19 protein-coding genes are annotated in these 20228 nt (G+C 44.4%); 13 read left to right on the top strand and 6 right to left on the bottom strand.

Annotation, left to right across the window (positions count from 1 at the left end; translation table 11 throughout):
• Nucleotides 1–11: 11 nt before the first annotated feature.
• From ACNQO6_RS15580 to ACNQO6_RS15560, 5 genes are all read left to right on the top strand, one after another.
• A complete protein-coding gene (locus ACNQO6_RS15580) occupies nt 12–2435 on the top strand; it encodes a glucose/quinate/shikimate family membrane-bound PQQ-dependent dehydrogenase (protein ID WP_199948875.1) in 2424 nt (807 codons plus the stop codon).
• Between the two features lie 175 nt (nt 2436–2610).
• Entirely contained in the window at nt 2611–3111 is a 501-nt protein-coding gene (gene uraD / locus ACNQO6_RS15575; RefSeq protein WP_440209564.1) for a 2-oxo-4-hydroxy-4-carboxy-5-ureidoimidazoline decarboxylase, read from the top strand.
• A complete protein-coding gene (uraH, locus tag ACNQO6_RS15570) occupies nt 3111–3446 on the top strand; it encodes a hydroxyisourate hydrolase (protein WP_440209563.1) in 336 nt (111 codons plus the stop codon). Before uraD ends, uraH begins: the two co-directional genes overlap by 1 nt.
• A gap of 49 nt (nt 3447–3495) precedes the next feature.
• Nucleotides 3496–4869, top strand: a complete 1374-nt coding sequence (locus tag ACNQO6_RS15565) for a nucleobase:cation symporter-2 family protein (protein ID WP_440209562.1) — start codon at nt 3496–3498, stop codon at nt 4867–4869.
• A gap of 176 nt (nt 4870–5045) precedes the next feature.
• A complete protein-coding gene (locus ACNQO6_RS15560) occupies nt 5046–6329 on the top strand; it encodes an OprD family outer membrane porin (RefSeq protein WP_440209561.1) in 1284 nt (427 codons plus the stop codon).
• Nucleotides 6330–6442: 113 nt separating this feature from the next.
• On the opposite strand, the gene hpxO is transcribed toward ACNQO6_RS15560, so the two are convergent.
• Nucleotides 6443–7600 (bottom strand): FAD-dependent urate hydroxylase HpxO, encoded by a 1158-nt coding sequence (gene hpxO / locus ACNQO6_RS15555; RefSeq protein WP_440209560.1) that lies wholly within the window; start codon nt 7598–7600, stop codon nt 6443–6445.
• A 182-nt stretch (nt 7601–7782) separates the two neighbouring features.
• Complete coding sequence (locus tag ACNQO6_RS15550) at nt 7783–8499, bottom strand: FadR/GntR family transcriptional regulator (protein ID WP_440209559.1); 717 nt, start codon at nt 8497–8499, stop codon at nt 7783–7785.
• A gap of 164 nt (nt 8500–8663) precedes the next feature.
• Between ACNQO6_RS15550 and alc the strand changes: the two genes are divergently transcribed.
• The 3 genes from alc (at nt 8664) to ACNQO6_RS15535 (ending at nt 11197) form a co-directional block, all read left to right on the top strand.
• On the top strand, nt 8664–9668 hold the full coding sequence (alc, locus tag ACNQO6_RS15545) for an allantoicase (protein WP_440209558.1): 1005 nt from the start codon (nt 8664–8666) through the stop codon (nt 9666–9668).
• Between the two features lie 67 nt (nt 9669–9735).
• Nucleotides 9736–10272, top strand: a complete 537-nt coding sequence (locus ACNQO6_RS15540) for an ureidoglycolate lyase (protein WP_440209557.1) — start codon at nt 9736–9738, stop codon at nt 10270–10272.
• Between the two features lie 148 nt (nt 10273–10420).
• Entirely contained in the window at nt 10421–11197 is a 777-nt protein-coding gene (locus tag ACNQO6_RS15535; RefSeq protein WP_440209556.1) for a hypothetical protein, read from the top strand.
• 51 nt (nt 11198–11248) lie between these two features.
• Here the strand turns inward: ACNQO6_RS15535 and ACNQO6_RS15530 are convergent, their stop codons facing one another.
• Nucleotides 11249–12262, bottom strand: coding sequence for an isopenicillin N synthase family dioxygenase (locus ACNQO6_RS15530; protein WP_343581755.1), 1014 nt, complete (start codon nt 12260–12262; stop codon nt 11249–11251).
• A 335-nt stretch (nt 12263–12597) separates the two neighbouring features.
• On the opposite strand from ACNQO6_RS15530, the gene ACNQO6_RS15525 reads away from it, so the two are divergent.
• From ACNQO6_RS15525 to ACNQO6_RS15505, 5 genes are all read left to right on the top strand, one after another.
• Nucleotides 12598–13053, top strand: coding sequence for a hypothetical protein (locus tag ACNQO6_RS15525; protein WP_440209555.1), 456 nt, complete (start codon nt 12598–12600; stop codon nt 13051–13053).
• A 436-nt stretch (nt 13054–13489) separates the two neighbouring features.
• Nucleotides 13490–14482 (top strand): ABC transporter substrate-binding protein, encoded by a 993-nt coding sequence (locus ACNQO6_RS15520; RefSeq protein WP_440209554.1) that lies wholly within the window; start codon nt 13490–13492, stop codon nt 14480–14482.
• A gap of 77 nt (nt 14483–14559) precedes the next feature.
• Nucleotides 14560–15381 (top strand): ABC transporter ATP-binding protein, encoded by an 822-nt coding sequence (locus tag ACNQO6_RS15515; protein WP_440209553.1) that lies wholly within the window; start codon nt 14560–14562, stop codon nt 15379–15381.
• On the top strand, nt 15374–16168 hold the full coding sequence (locus tag ACNQO6_RS15510) for an ABC transporter permease (RefSeq protein ID WP_436870617.1): 795 nt from the start codon (nt 15374–15376) through the stop codon (nt 16166–16168). Before ACNQO6_RS15515 ends, ACNQO6_RS15510 begins: the two co-directional genes overlap by 8 nt.
• Nucleotides 16165–17619, top strand: coding sequence for an amidohydrolase family protein (locus tag ACNQO6_RS15505; protein ID WP_440209552.1), 1455 nt, complete (start codon nt 16165–16167; stop codon nt 17617–17619). Before ACNQO6_RS15510 ends, ACNQO6_RS15505 begins: the two co-directional genes overlap by 4 nt.
• Nucleotides 17620–17753: 134 nt before the next feature.
• Here ACNQO6_RS15505 and ACNQO6_RS15500 read toward each other — a convergent pair whose 3' ends face one another.
• The 3 genes from ACNQO6_RS15500 to ACNQO6_RS15490 form a co-directional block, all read right to left on the bottom strand.
• Nucleotides 17754–18932 carry an OmpA family protein gene (locus tag ACNQO6_RS15500; protein ID WP_440209551.1) on the bottom strand — a complete coding sequence of 393 codons (1179 nt, stop codon included), beginning with the start codon at nt 18930–18932 and terminating at the stop codon, nt 17754–17756.
• Between the two features lie 139 nt (nt 18933–19071).
• Nucleotides 19072–19317 carry a zinc ribbon domain-containing protein gene (locus ACNQO6_RS15495; protein ID WP_032867068.1) on the bottom strand — a complete coding sequence of 82 codons (246 nt, stop codon included), beginning with the start codon at nt 19315–19317 and terminating at the stop codon, nt 19072–19074.
• A 263-nt stretch (nt 19318–19580) separates the two neighbouring features.
• Nucleotides 19581–20135 (bottom strand): dihydrofolate reductase family protein, encoded by a 555-nt coding sequence (locus tag ACNQO6_RS15490; RefSeq protein WP_440209550.1) that lies wholly within the window; start codon nt 20133–20135, stop codon nt 19581–19583.
• Between the last annotated feature and the right edge of the window lie 93 nt (nt 20136–20228).

The raw sequence follows: 20228 nt of genomic DNA, 5'->3' as shown, positions 1-20228 counted from the left end.
GAGTATGACAGATGTCTGAATCTTCAAGCTCGCATACCATACTGAAAATATGGTGTTTTATTCTGGGGCTGGTTTTATTGCTGACCGGACTGTTTTTTACAGTCGGTGGGGTAAAGCTGGCGACTTTAGGTGGATCCTGGTATTTCGTGATTTCAGGTGTCCTCACGCTGATCGCTGCACTTTTTATTTTCAGGAAAAAAGCGCTTGGTGTCTGGTTATTTACCCTGGTGTTTGCGGGGACAATCGTCTGGTCGTTGTTTGATGCAGGGCTGGAGTTCTGGCCTTTATTTTCACGACTGATGTTCCCAGCAGGCTTGTTTGCGGCCCTGATGTTTACTTTACCTGCCATTCGTCGTTATCAATTTCAACCGAGTGCGGATTTACCTGCTTATGGTCTTGGAATATTGACAGTGATTGGCATGGTGATTGGTCTCTATCAGATGTTCCAGCCACACCCAACCGTCACTGCATCGGGACAGGCATTACCGCTAATCCCGGTAAAAACCGATATGAAGCAGACCAACTGGCAGCATTATGGTCAGGATGCAGGTGGAAGCCGTTTTGCGGCACTGGATCAGATTACACGTGATAATGTGCACCAGTTGAAAGAAGTCTGGCGTTTCCGTACCGGTGATTTCACCACGGGTTCAGGCAATGGTGCAGAAGATCAGATGACCCCGCTACAGGTGGGCAACAAGATTTTCCTGTGTACGCCGCATAACAATATTTTTGCCTTGGCAGCGGACTCCGGTAAACAACTCTGGAAAGCAGAAGTCAATTCCAAGTCAGATGCATGGGAACGTTGCCGTGGTGTTGCTTATTTTGACTCAACGCAAGCGCTGGTTCAGCCGACGCTGGCTGGAGCGACCCCAGTAAAAGCGGTGGCAAACAATACCTCATGCTTACGTCGTGTTTATACCAATACACCGGATGGTCGTTTAATTGCCGTCAATGCAGATACGGGCGAACGTTGTAAAGACTTTGGTGTAGAAGGCACCGTTGACTTGCTCAAAGGCTTGGGTGAGGGAACCACAGCACCACGTTTTGAAGTGACTTCAGCACCAACCATTGCGGGTACGGTAATTGTCGTCGGTAGCCGTATTGCCGATAATTTTGCAGCGGATATGCCTGGTGGTGTAATTCGTGCATACGATGTCATTACAGGTGAATTACGTTGGGCCTTTGATCCACGCAATCCTGATCCGAACTATGTATTGAAGGATGGTGAAACCTATAAACGCAGTTCGGCAAATTCATGGGCGGCGATGTCTTACGATCCGCAAATGAACACGGTGTTTTTGCCAATGGGTAGCTCATCTGTCGATGTATGGGGCGGTAACCGTCAACCATTAGACCATAAATACAACTCATCCGTACTGGCTTTAGATGCGACCACAGGTAAGGAAAAGTGGGTCTATCAAACGGTTCATAATGATTTATGGGATTTTGATTTGCCAATGCAGCCTAGTCTGGTCGATTTCCCGATGAAGGATGGCAGCAACAAGCCTGCTGTGGTGATTGGTACAAAATCTGGCCAGTTCTTTGTACTGGATCGTGTAACCGGGCAGCCATTAACCAAGGTGGTTGAGCAAGCGGTGAAGCCTGCGGATATTCCAGGGGAACAATACAGCCCAACACAGCCACGTTCAGTCGAAATGCCGCAGATTGGTAACCAGACCATAACGGAATCTGATATGTGGGGCGCCACACCATTTGACCAGCTCATGTGTCGTATTAACTTTAAATCGATGCGTTATGAAGGTTTATTCACTGCACCGGGTACCGATAAATCATTGAGCTTCCCGGGTTCTCTAGGCGGTATGAACTGGGGCAGTATTGCCTTTGATCCAAGCCATCAATATATGTTCGTCAATGACATGCGTTTGGGCTTATGGATTCAGTTAATTAAACAGACGCCGGAAGATCTGGCAGTTCAGGCCAATGGTGGTGAAAAAGTGAATACCGGTATGGGTGCCGTGCCAATGAAAGGAACCCCATACAAAGTCAATAAAGACCGCTTCTGGTCGAAATTGATGATTCCTTGCCAAAAACCACCGTATGGCACCATGACCGCAGTAGATATGAAAACGCGTCAGGTTGCATGGCAAGTGCCAATGGGAACGGTAGAGGATACTGGCCCGATGGGAATCAAAATGGGCCTGCCTGTTCCAATTGGTATGCCAACCATTGGCGGTCCAATGGCAACTCAAGGTGGTTTAGTCTTCTTTGCCGCGACTCAGGATTATTATTTGCGTGCACTGGATTCATCTTCAGGTAAGGAGCTGTGGAAAGCGCGTTTACCTGTCGGTAGCCAAGGTACACCAATCAGTTATGTGTCACCGAAATCAGGTAAGCAGTATGTGCTGATTACTGCGGGTGGCGCGCGTCAATCACCTGATCATGGTGATTATGTGATTGCTTATAGCCTGAACTAAAGCTTTTTTAATCGATAGTAATAAAAAAAACGGCGATCCTCGGTGATTGCCGTTTTTCATTTAGATATCCAAACAAACGCTATCGAAAGCTTCATACGCCATAATTGGCATATTCATTGCTTTATTTAGGATATCTGGTCTGACCAGTCAGACAATGCCTTAAATTGGAGCAGAGATGCAACTCGAAACATTTAATCAACTCGATCCAGACAGAGCAGCAGGTGTTTTACAGGCCTGTGTGCATATCCCGAACTGGATTGCTGAACTGCTACAGCAACGTCCTTATCCAGCTAAAGAGCAACTTTATCAGGCTGCAGTGACACAAGCGCAGGCATGGTCATGGCCTGAAATTTCTGTAGCTTTGGCGCAACATCCTCGCATTGGCGAGAAAAAAGCAGCAGCAGTTTTGTCTGAGAAAGAGCAGCATTTTTCCCAACGTGAACAAGCTCAGATTGAAACGGATGCTGTGCTGCAACTGGCGCTATATCAGGGCAATTTAGATTACGAGCACAAATTTGGGCATATTTTTCTGATCCGTGCAGCGGGCCGCTCTGGTCAGCAAATCTTGTCCGAATTGCAACGTCGCTTACTCAATACGGTCGAACAAGAGCAAGTCGAAGTAAAACAACAATTGGCTGAAATTGCCTTGTTTCGTTTAAAACAGGAGATTCAATAATGGCGGGTATCAGCACACATATTTTAAATGCAGCACTGGGCCAGCCAGCACCTCAGGTTTTGGTGAAACTCTATCAGGAAATCAATCATAAATATGTTTTGCAGGATGAACAGTTAACGGATGCGGATGGCCGTATTCCGGCTTTCAGGATCGAAGCATTTATCCAGGCCAATTATCAGTTGATTTTTGAAGTGGGGGATTATTTTCAGACTTTGAACACAGCCAGTTTCTATCCAAGCGTCTGTATCGATTTTAAGGTCACTGATACGCAACAGCATTACCACGTGCCTTTATTGATCAGTCCATTTTCTTATTCAACTTATCGCGGCAGCTAAATCAACTTAAACAATGTGGACCTTATGAATCTAATTTGAGGAATTAACCATGCATCAAGACAACACACCTACAGAACGAGATGCGCTGATCTCGGCAGAACATCAATATTTAGGCATGAATAAAAACATTTTATATGGTTTGCAGCATGTGTTGACGATGTATGGTGGAATTATTGCACCCCCATTGATTATTGGAGCAGCTGCAGGACTGGAGGCTTCAGAAATTGGATTGCTGGTGGCTGCTGCCTTGTTTGTAGGGGGATTGGCGACGGTGTTGCAAACCATGGGTCTCAAGCATTTCGGAGCAAAATTACCGATTGTTCAAGGCGTTTCTTTTGCAGGCGTTGCGACCATTCTGGCAATTGTCAGCACCGGTGGCGGGTTAGCCTCTGCCTTTGGTGCTGTAATCGTTGCTTCCCTCATTGGTTTATTGCTGACGCCATTTTTCGCTAAAATCATCCGCTTTTTTCCACCCGTGGTAACCGGTTGTGTGATTACCATGATTGGTATTTCATTGCTGCCTGTGGCGATCCGCTGGATTATGGGAGGTAATCCCAAAGCTGAGAACTGGGGTGATCCGGCTAATGTCGGTCTGGCGGTGATGACGCTGGCGATTGTGATTATCTTCAGCATGTTGCGTAGCCAGATGCTCCGTCGGCTCGCGATTCTGGTTGCCATTGTTCTAGGTACTGTGCTCGCCTATGCGGCAGGATTTACCGATTTTTCAAAGGTCAGTACAGGTCCGGTTTTTGCATTTCCAAGTTTCTTCCATTTTGGTTCGCCTGTATTTGAGTTTTCTGCCATTCTTTCCATGACGATTGTGACCTTGGTGATTATGACCGAAACCACTGCCGATATTATTGCCATCGGTGAAATTGTTGGAACCAAAGTTGATTCGAAACGTATAGGCGACGGTTTACGTGCCGATATGTTATCGAGCGCCATTTCTCCGATCTTTGGTTCATTCATGCAAACAGCTTTTGCCCAAAATGTCGGGTTGGTTGCCATGACGGGCATTAAAAGCCGTTTTGTGGTGGCGACTGCAGGAGGAATCTTGATTATCCTCGGCTTATTGCCTATCGTGGGGCGGCTGGTGGCATCGATTCCCATGCCTGTTTTGGGTGGGGCAGGTATCGTGTTATTCGGTACGGTTGCCGCCAGTGGTATACGTACCTTAGCCAAAGTGGATTATAACGATCATAAAAACCTGATTATCGTGGCCACTTCACTGGCTATCGGCATGATTCCTATCGTCAATCAGGAATTCTATGCGCAATTTCCAACATGGGTAAAAACTTTATTGCATTCAGGTATTAGCTCAGCCTGTATTACCGCTATCTTACTCAACCTCATTTTTAACCATCTACCTTTCACTAAAAAAACAGTGGAAGTAGCAAGCTTGCCTTTAAATTCAGGGCATTGATCATCGCGGGTTCAGGTCCGAATATTCAGTCTGAATCCCGCTTTTACCTGCACATCATTCAAAGTTGCTTATTCAAGCTTGAATAGGTCAAGGGGAGTTTTTGTCTTGAAAAAGTCAGAAACAGGATTTTTAAAAGCCAAAAGTGATTTTTAAATCAAATCTTACGGGGAATTTTTATGAGAAGTTTTAAATTAAAATCAGCCATACTCGTGCTCGTGATGAGCCCAGCCATACAGGCGTGGGCGGCTGATACCAGTCTGAATCATCTATTGAACCTGCAACAGGATTGTCAGGCGAACGATCAACTGGCTGCGGCATTTGCCTGTGGCAGTCTGCATGGTGCAGTGAAATCAACCTATTACTCACTCAATAATGCTTATTTTGTGGATAATCTGAATCAGGATACGGCTGTCATCGGTGGTTATATAAAGTATGAAACAGCGCCTTTTTATGGGGTACAGGCCGCTGTTGGTTATGATATTCAGCGTCGTTTAGATGAGAAAGATAATAAGGCTGAAGTCGATGAACTCAAGGAAGATGGTGATGGTTTAGCAGAAGCCTATCTGACGTGGAAAAATGATTTGGCTCGGGTGACCGTCGGGAATCAGCGTCTCAATTTACCGTTTATGGGGGATTATGCAGACCGCCGTGTCTTGATGTTTTTATATCAGGCCGCCGATGTCCAGATCGGAGACAATAACGATTTCTTGCGCCTGACCAAAGTCAATAAATATAAAAGTTATGGCGAAGATGAGTTTACAAAAAGCGCTCGTCAGAATTCGAATCTGCAAACCGATGGGGTTTGGTCAGTGGGTGTTGGGAAACGTTTTCACTTAGCCGACGATCGAAGCTTAAAAACCCAGTTGTGGTATCAAAGTTATGATGATTATATCCGCCTGATTTATACACAAGCGGATCTGGCAATGCCAAAACTTAAATATGCCCCTGAGTTTTCACTGCAATATATGTCTGGCAAAGATCAGGGCAAAGCACTGGCAGGTGAGGTGAACAGCCAGATTTTTGGTGCACAGGCAGCAGTTAAGGTCTTGCCTGTAGCCACTTTAAAAGTTGCATATAACTATATTAAACCGGATCGTGAAAGTTATCTGAATGGTGCACTGTTAACGCCGTATGCCGCCAAAACCTCTTCAGGTGAAATTTTTGCCCAGCCTTTTTTTACCAGTACTCAGGATCTAGGTGCAGGTCATGCCCTGATGTTGTCTTTGGAAGGAAAAGTCTCTGATCAGCTCATTGCCGGTGCGCGTTATTCATTTATGGACTTAAAGGAAGCAGCACAAGTTGCCAGCCGTAATCAATCTGAATATATGCTGTTTGGAGTTTATAATTTTACAGGGGCGCTAAAAGGTTTCAGTATCAGTAATTTTGCAGGGATTCAGACTTCCCCACGTTATGACAAGAACTTCTTGCAGAACCGTTTGTCACTGAGTTATAAATTTTAAGCAATAAGTTCAACATCGAATGCATATTCTCGTCGGGATATGCATTTTTTGTGGACTGCAACATAACACGAAAAAAAGCCCCCTAGATAGGGGGGAGTTAAAAACAAAAACACTTAATCCAGTGGATTACCGATAATATTACTGATGATGCCTTGCATGATGTGTGATCCTTGCTCCTGATAGAGCGATTGATACCATTCTTCAGTTACCTGAGGATCTTTCATATGGGTGACATCACAACGTTTACGTGCTCTCAAGACCATTTCTCGTGTGCGTTCATTACGTTTGTTTTGATAACGTGCCAAAGCATCTTCCAGACCGAAGGTATTGATTTGCAAGGCACGGGCGAGATATATCGCATCTTCCATGGCCTGACAGCCACCTTGGCCAATATCTGGTGTGGTGCTATGTGCTGCATCACCTAACAGCACCACACGTCCTTTGTAGAAGTCCATAAAAGGTTCAATATCATGGATTTCGACACGATTGGTTTTTTGCTCATCTAAATGTTCAATCAGTTTTTGTACAGGTTCACACCAGCCGCTAAAATGAGTTTTGAGATCTTGCTTATAGTATTCACGTCGATTTTCCAGTCCTGCCTCCAAGGGGACATCAAAGAAGAAATAAAAACGATTTTGGGCCACCGGCATCAGTGACACACGTTTGCCTTCGCCGATATAAGTGGTCCATTGCATGGCAGGCGCAATGGTTTCATCAATATTAACCAGACCGTTCCAATTGACATAACCCGCATAGCGGCGTTCGACTTGATAGCCCAGTACAAATTGTCGGGTGAGAGAATGTGTACCATCTGCACCGATCAGTAAATCAGCCCGAACTTGTGAGCCATCCTGAAAATGAATGGTGACTTCTTCTTGATGGTTTTCAATTGCCGTCATTTTCATGCCCAGTTTGATATCTGCCAGACCAAATTGCTGCATTAATAAGTGTTGTAGATCGGCCCGGGCGACCGGGTAGGCGCGTTGCCCGACTTCTTTATATAAAGGAGATAAGCTAAATTGAGTCATGGTTTGTTGGCTCAGTCCATCGACATAGGCCAAAGACTCCATTTGCCCGCCGAGCGCCTGAATTTGATCGGTAAGGCCTAGATAATTCAGGCATTTGACTCCATTTGACCACAGTGAAATGGCTGCACCGACCGGTAATATTTCGGCTGCCTGTTCATAGATCGTGACCTGATGACCAAATTTTTTTAACGCGATACCAGCAGTCAAACCGCCCATACCTGCACCTACAATCGCAATATTCATCGTTCAGACCCTAAATATATAAATAAGTTTCTAAACAGTTCTAAGCGAGAAGTGTGCCAATTTTAGCAACTGGTTTTACTGGTCATACCAGATGATTTGCTTTATTAAAAAGCATAAAAGGGAAGGCTGCATGGATATGGTTCAAGGCATGGAGCAAAGTAGTGCAGATTTAATTTTCATACTTAGATTGAGCTGTTATGCCGAGCAAAGTACACACCCGCACGTTGCGCAGCACCAATAATATGCGCTTGCATGGCTTTTTCAGCCGCAGCTGCATCCTGATTAAATAAGGCTTGCAGAATGATTTCATGTTCCTGAATGGTTTTAAATGCCAGATTCGGCTGGACAAAAGGCAGGATCTGGCTTTTTTTAATCCATTCGGTATGCATTTTAAGTGTTTGAATAATAGACTGATTATGACTAAGTTCAATAATATGCTGATGAAAGGCATAATCTGCCTCAGAGGCTGCCTGCCAGTTCTGTGTCTGAATTGCAGAGGCCAGTGACTGGTAATGTTGCTGTAAGGTCGATTTATCCTGTTCAGTTAAATATTCGCAGGCCAACAGCGCACAAAAACCTTCCAGTACATAGCGTAATTGATAGAAATCCTTGAGAGAAACACGGTGTTCGCCGTCCCATTGTTCGGCGGCCTGACTGTGTTGTGAAATCACATAAACCCCTTTACCCGCCTTGATTTCCAATAATCCTAAAGCGGCAAGACGGGTGAGGGCCTCGCGTAACGAAGCACGGCTGATGCCCAACTGGAGGGCAAGATCACGTTGTGAGGGTAAAGCAGAACCGACAGGATAGGTATTTTGTTGAATGCGTTGATGAATCACTTCCACCGCTTGCTCAGTCACCTGAGATGATTTTCCATTGAGCATAGCTTGTGGACTCATAAGCAACACGCCTTAAAGATAAAAATAAACAGTTTGATTCTACACAAAATTCATCTTTTTGTTGGCGATGTCGATCAAAAATCGCTATATTTTTAACAACAGGTCAGACCAGTTGGACTGGATCTTGCATAATAGAATAGAAATCAAACCTTCAGGAACGATCAATGACAGTGCATGTTGCTAAAACCGTGGCTTTACCGACCCATTTGCAAGCGTTAACCAATCTCGCTGATGCCAGAATTGGTGCAAATATTGTGAGTTGTTCCGATGAGTTTTTTGCAGAAGCTGCAAGAATGTTGCAAAGTGCACCCGCTCAATTCATCGAAGGAAAATATGATGACAATGGCAAATGGATGGATGGATGGGAGACCCGCCGCAAACGTGAGTCTGGCTATGACTGGTGTATTGTTCGTTTGGGCGTAACGGGAATTGTATCTGGATTTGATATTGATACCTCATTTTTTACAGGAAATTATCCGGCATCTGCTTCTATTGAGGGCTGTTATGCCCCAGATAATCAACTGGAAGGGATCACCTGGACTGCTTTATTAGAAAACTCGGTTTTATCTCCGGATCAGCATCATTTTTTCGACTGCGCTGCTCAGAAAGTTACCCATATTCGTATTAATATTTTCCCTGATGGGGGCATCGCGCGTTTAAGAGTGTATGGCCGTGTGGTGCTTGAACATGTCGATACAACCCGGCAGATGGATTTAATTGGTTTAAAAAATGGTGGGCGTATTGTGGCCTTTAGTGATGCGCATTTCGGCCATCCGAATAATCTGCTCAGTCCTAATCGCGGCATTAATATGGGCGATGGTTGGGAGACCAAACGTCGCCGTGCCCCTGGTTTTGATTGGTGCATTATTGCTTTGGGACAAACAGGGCAGATTGAAAAAATTGAAGTCGATACCGCATTTTTTAAAGGCAATTTCCCCGCATTTTGTTCGATTCAAGCCGCTTATATTGAAAATGCAACCGATGCACAACTGATTCCGCAAAGTATGTTCTGGCCATTTCTATTGGAACAGCAACCTTTGACCATGGACCATATTCATGAATATGTTGCAGAAGTACTGCAACATCAAAAAGTAAACTATATCCGCGTCAATATGATTCCCGATGGCGGGATTAGCCGGATTCGTTTATGGGGAAAAGCGGTTAAATAATTTCTCATGAGTAAATGGCCTCATTGTGATCCCATGAGGCCGATAAGAAATGGAAGAGAATCCACCTATGCATGAAAAAAATATTGTAATCCAGCCTTTAACTCAGGACAGTTTTGCTGCTTTTGGGGAGGTCATTGAAAAGAGCGGCAAAGACTTTATCCCGATTAATCAGGGACTCACTGAGCGTTATCACGCCTTATCACTGGCACAAATTTCAGGTGATCATGTTGCTGTTGGGATGAGCATTTTTCACAATTTATTTGCAACTCAGATTCCATTTCAAATTGAGATGCTGGAACGACATCCTTATGGTTCACAGTCCTTTATTCCTTTACAGCAGCAGAAATTTATTATTGTTGTGGCACTGCCTTTTGATCAGGATCGTCCCGATGAACAAAGGATTTATGCATTTATGAGTAACGGACAACAGGGGATTACTTATCATCAGGGTATATGGCACCACCCTTTAATTACTTTGGAAGCCCATAGTGATTTTCTCGTGGTCGATCGTATTGGTGGCGGCAGTAATTGTGATGTGTATCATTTATCTCAACCTGTATGGATCAGTGAAGCTTTAGCACAGTCAGCGATCGTTAATCTCTGACTGTATATTGAAAAAATATATTTACCTTAGAAGATTGGAAGGAGATTCGTTTTAATTTAGAATTCTCAAGCATATTAATATTCGTATCTTTTTATTTTTTTAATTAAGATTTTTTTGTAGACCACCTAAATATTTATTCTAATTTTCTATGTCAACAAAACGCTATGTAGCAAGAGAATTGCTTGAACAGCATACAAAGCAAAAGAAGCAGGAGAAATTAGAACGAAGACGTTTGGCGCTTGAACAACAAGCAAAGCACAAGAAACAGAATAAAGTTCTACTCGTATTTTTATTGATTCTGTTTGTCCCACCTTTACTTTTATTTCCAGCATATCCACGCAATCAGTGGCAATTTGAGATTTATCGTTATATCACAGAGCAGATGTTGATTACGGTAGGGACCAAAGGTCCATTGCCATTTTTTACTATTCTTTCAAGTATTTATTGTACTGTTTTAACTTTTGTCGCGGGCTGTTGCATATGCCTGTTATTTATTAAGAAAATAGGCGTGAACAAAGCGTTTCAGGAAAAAATTTATAGTAAATTCTTTCAGGCTGAGTTTGAGGCATCGAAGAAATATCCGTGGCTGGAGAAGCCTTGGATTAAAAAAACGATTGTTTCAGGAATGTTTTTCTTTTGTTTTTTAATGGGTCTGATCCATTTTCTTTTGGATAATATCTCCTTTCAGGATGGTAGTCGTAGAGGTGCACTTATCCAGTTAGGTTATAATTATCGGATCGGTGTACTTTTTTGGGAAAGTACGTTTAGTATCTTTACCATATTCCCATTTTTTTATTTTGGTTTTTTATTTATTTATCTTGTTAACTATTTTTTCCGAGGATTAGGCACTGGAAAAATTATTATTTCCCAAAAAGTGGTATCTAAAAGAACCAAGAAGAGATCACGGAAAAAAATAAATCGATAATTTTTAATGGCAGACAGAGACCATCTGCCTCTGTCTACAAGGAATCAACGATTAATATTTCCCTTTAAAATTCGCACTGATGCGTTGTTTTAAATATTCTTTGGCTGTAATTGCTGGATATTTCTTTTGAGGACTTTCAATCAGCACATCTTCATTGGCTTGGCAGAAGAATGCCAGACTATAACGCGGCCCTTGATATTCATCTGCTTCCGGATTTTTGACCCGATGGAAATTAGAAGGTAATTGGTCATCACTCCAACGCATCAGCATATCGCCAATATTACAGGTGATGACATCATCCCGCGGCTCAATACTGGTCCATTGTTGTTGCTCCATATCTTTACCTGGGCAGACTTGCAGGCCGCCTTGTCCTTTACGCTGGAACAGTAGGGTTAAACAATCAAAATCGGTATGTGCACCGGCACGCCATAGCCCCAATTGATCTTTTAAAGCAGGATCAATGGCATAGTAATGCAACATTCTTAAAGTACTTTGATAGCTGTCTTGTTCCGGATCATGGGCAAGGCTAAAAAAGTTGTCTGCAAAACCCAGTTTATAAGCGAAACAGGAGAGTATTTTCATGCCCACTTGCCAGCAGGCCCGTTCAAATTCCAGCATGGTATTTTTAAAGTCGGGTAGCTCTTGCTCGGTCGGATAAAGTCCATCCATTCGTGGACGAGTGATTTGGTAGGATTCTTTCTGGTCTGGGGTACTGGTTGATGGACGTACCTGCGCCTTACTTTCCCAACCTGCATTGCGATTGAGCGGGTAACGCGCTTTGACGGGTTCAGGCAGAGCAAAAAACTGTTGTGTCATATCAAATGCGGTTTGAATCTGCTCAAGTGGAATACCATGATGCGAGACCTGAAAAAAACCAATATCCGTTGCTGCTGCCCAAAGCTGTTCGGCAATTTCATATTTACGTTGTTCAAAGTTGGATAAATCAATCACCCGAACTTCACGTTCAAAGGTCTCTTGACCTAAAGCGCCCATACGCGCTTCTTTTTGCAGTTCTTCTAAGCTGTAGTCATTTTCCGCTAATGCAGACATGTTGGCGCTATTCATATTTCAACCTCATCTTCTGGATAAACCGTGACCCAATCAAATGAATTGAAAGAGACGGGGTCACATTCAAAAAAAAGCTGCACTTTTTCCATAAGAGAAAGCTGGGTGGGAAAAGTGAGCTGATTTCTGAGCAATGACCCACATAACAGCCGATGTGACTGACTATGCTGAACGCTTCTACTCTGACAGAAAGGATGAAGCAGTTTTTGTGCCAGTTTATAAAGTGAAATAGATTGATGTTAAGATCGGCCTGAATTTTGAGCTATGTTGAATGGTTTAATTCACACTGCGTAAAATTAATTCAATGGTTAAGCTATCTGCAAGAAAGGACAGTAATGAGCGTATTTAATCGGCATACAGTGAATTGTCCACCATTTGGAAGATTGAAATATGGCAGTGCATATTGGCTGGGAGAAGTTGAACTTGATGCATTCGAAGGGATGCTTAGGGTTATTGTTCGAGCAAAACGTGATGGTCCAACAGATGCGCAGATTGCAGCAATGGCTCGTTTGCTTTCTGATGTCGCGTCCATCAAGGCATTGGCAAGTAAGGCAATGGTTGATGTTTTTGAGGATTGTGAACTTCTTCCAAGCGACTTTGGTTCTGATGTGCATCATATCTGGCAGTATCTTTCCCCTTGTGAAATAGAGGTTTCCGATGAAAACTATTTTGGTGGTGAAGATAGTCGGATCAATATAATGATTATTTTTGAGTCACCACAACATTTGGATTTTTTACCCGCTATAGTGACGATTGATGGGTACTTCGAGGAATGTGTGTCGGGAACTTGATGGCTACTTATTTTTTAAAACCCAGTTTTAGAATAATTGTTAATATGCAACATGGCTATTTAAAACATCCATTTGTCCAGTAGGTAGTTCATTTAAGGTGCATCTGCACTTACTGAATGCACCATTAAACTGCACTCAAAACCAAAGACTCAATACAGTTTATTCATCTTAGAACAATTAAAAATAAATCCGGCCTAGAGAATTACCAACAAAAACAAGGTGGAATCAATCTTGGCACAGAGCTTGCTAAATCATGATTGAGTATAAGCGGTCAGTATGTTGTGAACATACGGGACATTGCTCTACAGCGTTTGCTGTTCCTCTTTCGGGGACAAAGCCAATTGATTTGGCTTTGAGAGAAATGTGTACTTATACATTGATTATCCCCCTAAAAAGAATAGCAAGATGAATCCATACAGATTTAGGGGTCTTATTTATGAATATTCAGCACTATGTAGGCAAAGGGCGACGTACTGTAATTGCGGGCGCGTTATTGGGGTTGGCAATAGTTATCAGCTCAACCAGTTTTGCAGCCGATAAACTTGTTTTACAAACCACATGGTATGCGCAAGCCGAGCAAGGTGGATATTATCAGGCACTGGCACAGGGAATTTATAAAAAATACGGACTTGATGTCGATATCAAAATCGGCGGGCCGCAGGTCAATAACATGAGCTTATTATTGTCCAAGCGAGCCGATATTATTATTAATTATGATCTACAGGTCCTAAAAGGCATCGAAAGCAACTTTCCTATCAAAGCGGTGGCAGCACCATTCCAGTTTGATCCGCAAGGTGTACTAACCCATAGCGATGTAAAGTCTTTGGCCGATCTGAAAGGAAAAACGATTCTGGTCTCGACCAGTGGACAAGCAAGCTGGTGGCCTTGGTTAAAAGGCAAATATAAATTAGATGCAGCACAAGCTCGCCCGTATACCTTCAATATGCAGCCTTTTTTAGCAGGCAAAAATGTCGCACAACAAGCCTATGCCACATCTGAGGTTTTTCAGGCCAAAAAAGCAGAACCTTCGAGTCATTTCTTTTTATTTGCTGATGCGGGTTATCCAGCCTACGGCGGTATCTTGGTGACCCGTAATGATGTGATTCAAAACAAACCAGAGGTACTACGCCGTTTTGTTCAGGCATCGATGGAGGGATGGAAAAATTACTTAGCCGATCCACGTTTGGGTAATAGCATCATTAAAAAAGAAAACCCGAATATGAATGATGAACTACTCACTTTTGCTGTAGGACAAATGCGCAAATTGAAGTTGATTGATGGTGGAGATGCCAAGACTCAAGGCATTGGCGTCATGACGGATGCACGTTGGAAAGCAACGCGAGATTTTATGGTGAGTGCAGGGTTGCTGAACACTAAAACCAATTGGAAAACCGCTTATACCACGCAGTTTATTAAAGCAGCCAAATAATCTTAGATACTTTCCTTACAAGGAAGCCATGGTGAAAGGGTTAATAAAATAGCGCATTTGCATCAAGGGGAAATCACATGAATTCTGCTTTACCAATAGATACGCCAATACCTGAGTCTTCGAGCTTTATTACGCCGATGATTATGGCCAGAGGGGTTGAAAAAACCTATCCAAATGGCACCAACGCCTTACAACGATTAGATTTAAATATTGCCCGCGGTGAAATTGTTTCATTACTGGGGCCGTCAGGTTGCGGTAAAAGTACCTTGCTAAAAATGTTTGCCGATCTGGAGCAGCCTTCTGCGGGTGTGGTGCGCTGGAATGGCAAGGCTGAGATGCAATCGCAATGCAAAATGGCCATGGTGTTTCAGGAGGCAACGCTGATGCCATGGGCCAATATCGAAGACAATGTGCGTTTGCCTCTCGATTTACAACATATCTCAAAATCAGTGAGTACCCCGAAAGTGATGGCGGCTTTAGCAGCTGTAGGTTTAGAGAAGTTTAGCAAAGCCTATCCACGCGAACTTTCAGGGGGAATGCAAATGCGTGCTTCATTGGCTCGAGCACTGGTGACGGAACCAGACTTGTTGTTAATGGATGAACCTTTTGGCGCTTTGGATGAGTTTACTCGCCATAAACTGGATAGTGATATCCGGCAATTATGGTCAGAACGAGATCTCACGGTGGTGTTTGTCACGCATAGTATTTATGAGGCTGTGTATCTGTCTTCACGGGTTATTGTGATGGGCGCACGGCCTGGGCGGGTAGTCGCCGATCTGGACATTGAAGGACCTTATTTACGTGACGACACTTTCCGAAGCTCAGACATTTTTATCCGACAATGTTCGCATCTATCGCAATTACTGGCTGAGGCAAGCGGAGGGCATGCTCATGATTAAACCCTTGATACAACATCCAACCGTACAACGTATCGCAGCTCCGCTCGGGTTGGGGCTGGTCTTCTTGCTGATTTGGCAGTTGAGCTTCCAGCAGCTTGCGGTGCCGGTTTATGTGGTACCCAAGCCCAGCGATATTGTGATGGCGTTGATTCATCAATCCAGTATGTTATTTGGCAGTTTATGGGTGACTTTAAAAATCACCTTATTGGCTTTTGTCTGCGCCGTAATGATTGGCACATTGATCGCTTTTGTGTTTGTACAAAGTCGCGTGCTCGAAGCCTGTTTTATGCCGTATGCCATTTTATTTCAGGTCACACCGATTGTCGCGATTGCACCTCTAGTCATCATCTGGATTCAAAATACAACTTTGGCGTTGGTGGTGTGTGCCATGCTGGTTGCGGTTTTTCCTATATTAACCAATACCACTTTAGGTTTGCGTAGTGTTAATAAAGGCTTGCTTAACCTTTTCCAAATCAATAAAGCCAGTCGCTGGCAAATTCTGATGCGCTTACGTGTGCCGAATGCGTTGCCTTATTTCTTTGGTGGCTTGCGGATTTCCTGTGGCTTGGCGCTGATTGGTGCTGTAGTTTCCGAGTTCGTTGCCGGCGCGGGCGGCACCAGTGCAGGCTTGGCTTATCAAATCTTGCAAGCAGGTTTTCAACTGGATTTACCGCTGATGTTTGCTGCCTTATTCCTGATAACCTGTACGGGTTTGGGCTTATTTGTCGTGATGTCTTTATTAAGCCAATTTTTTCTAAGTAAATGGCATGAGAGTGAACAAGTATGAGTTCAAAGCAATTAAATCAAAGCTATTTAATTCAAAATGCCCATGCCATTTTAACGGGATTATCTGGTGACGCAGCGCGTTGTTCATCCACTGATATCCGTATCCAGTCAGGTAAGATTACTGAAATAGGGCGGTTAAGTGCTCAGCCGAATGAACAGGTTGTGAATGCTCAAGATTGTGTGATCTACCCAGCATGGGTAAATACTCATCATCATTTATTTCAGTCCTTGTTAAAGGGTGAGCCACAAGGTTTAAATCAAAACCTGACCTCATGGCTTGCCAGTACACCATATCGGTTCCGTAGAGCATTCGATGAAGCAACTTTTCGGGTTGCAGTGCGGATTGGTCTTGTCGAGCTATTACGTTCGGGGTGTGCAACGGTAGCCGACCATCATTATTTGTATTGGCCCAAGATGCCGTTTGATGGCGCTGCGATTTTATTTGATGAAGCCGAAAAACTGGGTATGCGCTTTGTGTTGTGTCGTGGTGGGGCAACACTTACACGTGGCTTGGAAAGTGAATTGCCTCAAGCCCTACGCCCTGAAAAGTTTGAAGACTATATGGCGGATATTGAGCGTTTGGTGCAGCACTATCATCAACCAGATTCAGATGCTTTCCGAAAAATCGTGATGGCACCGACCTCGACTTTACATTCGACTACAGCACAGCAATTACGGGAAAGTGCCAAAATCGCCAGACAATTGGGGATTCGGATGCATAGCCATTTATCTGAAACGGTGGATTATCTGGATGCTGCACGCGCCAAGTTTGGCATGACCCCAGTCCAGTTCTGTGCCGAGCAGGACTGGATTGGCAGTGATGTCTGGTTTGCCCATCTGGTGAAATTATTACCCGAAGAAATTCAGTTGCTGGGTCAGACCAAAACAGGTATTGCGCATTGTCCTCAGAGTAATGCCCGTTTGGGGAGTGGTATTGCCGATCTGGTTGCTTTGGAACAGGCAGGCATGACGATTTCGATCGGGGTAGATGGTGCAGGTTCCAATGAGGCTGCAGATATGTTATCTGAAACCCATGCCGCTTGGTTATTGCAGCGAGCCAGAAAGGGGATGTTAGCCAAGCCACAATATGAGGGCGGACAATTTGAAGGGGGTGCAGATGCTGCCCGTATTGAGGATGTAATCCGTTGGGGAACGGTGGGGGGAGCCAAGATTTTAGGGCTTGATCAAGTCGGGACAATCGAGGTGGGGCAACAGGCTGACTTGGTCATATATCAGTTAGATGATCCTCGTTATTTTGGATTACATGATATGGCGATTGGACCTGTGGCAAGTGGCGGACGCGCGCATATTAAGGCGATGTTTGTAGCCGGGAAAATGGTGATGGAAAATGATCAGGTTCCTGATCTGGATATGATGGAGTTGGCTTGGCAAGCCAAGCAAGCGGTGAAGCTGTTACAACAGCGGAGTATGGACATGGCAAAAATAGCCTAATCATCAGTTGTTAGATTGAAATCTATATAGACAAGATCCAAGGTTTAATCGTTCATCAAATGCGCATTGCAATACTGAGCTATTGCAATGCGCTTACGAGCATAAAACGTGACCATTGTTGCCTGCTGGCATCATTAAGTGCGCACGAAGATTTCCACCCGTCGGTTCAACTGTCTGCCGGCGGGGTTGTCTTGGCCGCTGACCTCGTTGGGCGCTACAGGCTGCGACTCGCCGTAACCATGTGTACTGGCGGCAGCTGCAGCACCACGCTGGCGCAAGGCCATGCCCACTGATTTGGCACGGCGTTCGGACAAATCCAGATTGTAGGCATCACTGCCCTTGGCATCGGTATGACCGCGAATTTCTATTGCCTTGGCTGGTACTTTCTGCAAGGCCACGGCCAAGCTGTCCAGCACCTTGGCTGCGTCAGGACGGATATCCGACTTGTCGAAATCGAACAACACCTGATCATTGAGAGTGATGATGAACCCGCATGGCGCGCCTGATGGAGCGAATTTTTTTAACGGTGGAAACTTGCCAGCTGGCGCGACCTTGGGAATTGGTGCCATTTTCACTTGACGTGCTGGTGTACCTATGCTGCCGTTCCCTTTGCCATCGTTGCTCACCAACCCGTGTGGACCGTTCCAGGTACCGCTGCCATCGGCGTTGATCGTGACAATGCCTTGCGGACCGTTCCAACTACCTGAACCATCACCTTCGTTACGAATCACACCATGTTCACCGTTCCAGGTGCCGCCACCTTTGCCGTCCAGTACGATGATGCCGTACTTGCCGTTATATGTGCCCGAACCGTCGGCCTCGACCGAGATGATCCCATCGTCAGCACCACCGTCGCCATTACCGTTGATTGTACCACTACCGTCTGCGTTGACGACGATGACGCCGCCTTCATAGTTGGCGGTGCCACTGCCATCTGCGTTGATATGGAAGATGCCTTCATTACCGTTACGCGATAGATTGCCTTGCGCATCCATGCTGGTGATGCCTGCATCGTTGAGTAATGCGCCGTCGGTCGCACAGTGAGCGGGCTTAACGCTAATACCAGCAACTGGATCAATGATGTCTTGCATTGATGCTTCCAGTGCTCGCTGGGCCGGGCCAATGCCGATGATCTCTGGCACAACGATTTGCGGGATCACCGGGAAGTCGACATCCCCGGCGGACTTGGCTGCGACTTTGGCAGTTTTCGCAGTCGCATCATTGGTCTTTTGCTCGTCAGCCGAGGGTAACTTCGTGCAGGAGCAAGCGAGCAATGCCATTCCCAGCACCATGAACCTGTTCATTGAAAACATGTCTAATTACTCTACTTATATATTGATCGTGTTTTGTTTTAATTAAGTCGCTTTAAATCTTTCAAATGCCTATGTTGCTTAATAAAAATCACGTGTACAACTCCACAACAAGGTGATGTAGTTATTTCATTAAGATCAATTATTTACTCTTGAGCAAAAAATAGGCGAAGACAAGCACCGCTAGTCCGAACAGAAGTCGCGCGATCCAGGGTGTGACCAGCCAAGCACCGAGTGCCATGATGGCGCGGCTCAAGACATGCGGTGATTGTAATGCCCCTGACTCGGGCGTGTGACGTTGGGTCTGCAGCGGATAACCGCAATGCGGGCAGGAGTTGGCTTGGGTCGAAACCTGACTGCTGCATTCGGGGCATGAAATAAGCGCCATAAGTATTCTTCCTTTTAAGTTATTTTCCATTTGGGCATTAAGAAATGCCGTATAGACACATGTTGTCGATTCGCAATCAGGTCATAAAATTGTATCAGCTAAAAGATTGGAAAATTTTTCCGAATCATCCATTTTATTTAACAGAATAGGTTGTTTCGGCTGAGTTGAGGGGGTTGCCAATTGCTTTGCTGTTCTCTAGTAAGGTAGATAAATAAATCATTTAAGGCAATAGATCATTTAAGGCATTCAACATCTGGCTAATTTTATATGGGTGCAACGGTATAATGTAATTCAACCCTACCTTCACCCATATGATGAACGGAGATTAATTTAAGTGTTGGCGCAAGTACTCGTCGGGGAAATAGTGCTTTTCCTTTCCCAAGGGTGACTGAACCAATTTGTATAATAAGTTCATCAAGTAAATTGGCGTCGTAGAACTGTCCAGCCAATTCGCCACCACCTACAATCCAGATATTCTTATCCGCAATGATGGATTGTATTTCAGCATAAACCGGAGTGATGTCTCCTTGCACAAAATGGATAGTTGCTCCTTCTATCAAGGGCAGTTTACGGCTGGAAAACACCCAGGCTGGCTGGGTATAGGGCCAAGGTGAACCTGTTTCGGCAGCAACTTGCTCTGCGTTATTCAATATCCATTCATAAGTTGCCGAGCCCATGACCAACGCACCAACATTTGCAATAAAGGTGGGATAACTTGAGTTATCTAGTCCCCCTAATGTAAATAACCATTCTAAAGAATCGTCTTCGGTCGCAATAAATCCATCTAATGTACTCGCTGCAAAATATTGTACTTTCATCCTGATCATCTCCTTATTTCAAAGGAGTAGCTTAAAACTTATTTTCTTTGGATAAATTGTTTAAATCGGATATACGACACTTTAGGACGCTTT

Origin of the sequence: Acinetobacter calcoaceticus, assembly GCF_051947995.1 — a bacterium.
Classification (GTDB): Bacteria; Pseudomonadota; Gammaproteobacteria; order Pseudomonadales; family Moraxellaceae; genus Acinetobacter.
Note: the sequence above shows the minus strand (reverse complement) of the source record. Positions and strands in the feature narration are given on the sequence as shown.